Source organism: Oleiphilus sp. HI0132 (genome assembly GCF_001635845.1).
Map to the genome: position 1 here is coordinate 1 of NZ_LWGJ01001800.1, position 660 is coordinate 660.

Genomic DNA, 660 nt, shown 5'->3' on the forward strand with positions numbered 1-660 from the left:
CTAATTGTTGGGCACTCGGAAACCTAACGCCTTGCTAAGCGGTTGTGGTGAATTGGCGGTTTGTTTGCGGCTCTTTGCAAACAAGATGACAATTTACCACAATCCGACTTGAGCAACTTGTTAGCTGAACAAATTTTGGTATTACTCATAATGTGTCCACATACGCAGAACTTTTATGACTTTTTGCTCTTCATAAACTTGGTAAACAATCCGGTGCTGGATGTTAACACGTCGTGAAATTGCACCAGATAAATCACCAACCAATTTTTCAAATGGTGGTGGTGTTTGAAACGGATTCTCTTCGATAACTTGCAGCAAATATTTTGCTTTACTTTTGAGACCTGAGGAAGCAAGTTTCTTTGCATCTTTTTGAGCTTGCTTGGTATATACGAGTTCCCAACTCACCAATCAAGCTCCTTAGAACAATCTTCAATAGGTTCTGCCATTCCTTCTTTAATGCTTTCTCTCATACCCGGAACAGTTAAAAGATAAAGGGTTTCTTGAATTGACTCCCAGTCTTCACTGGAGACTAATACAGCGCTATTTCTTTTGCCTGAAATAGTTATTGGCTGATGAGTCTCTGAAGTTTGATCTAAAAGCCGGTATAAGTTTGCCCTGGCTTCACTTGCCGTAAGAATATTCATCTTTATTCTCCTGAAC

General features: G+C 39.8%; 2 protein-coding genes. Both read right to left on the reverse strand.

All coding sequences use genetic code 11. The annotated features are described in order from the left end of the window. Positions 1-141: 141 nt before the first annotated feature. The gene (locus A3766_RS27290) at positions 142-405 is read right to left on the reverse strand and encodes a Txe/YoeB family addiction module toxin (protein ID WP_068510968.1); all 264 of its coding nucleotides are present in this window, start codon (positions 403-405) and stop codon (positions 142-144) included. After that, entirely contained in the window at positions 402-644 is a 243-nt protein-coding gene (locus A3766_RS27295; RefSeq protein WP_068510966.1) for a type II toxin-antitoxin system Phd/YefM family antitoxin, read from the reverse strand. The genes A3766_RS27290 and A3766_RS27295 overlap by 4 nt, the downstream gene beginning before the upstream one ends. Positions 645-660 lie beyond the last annotated feature (16 nt).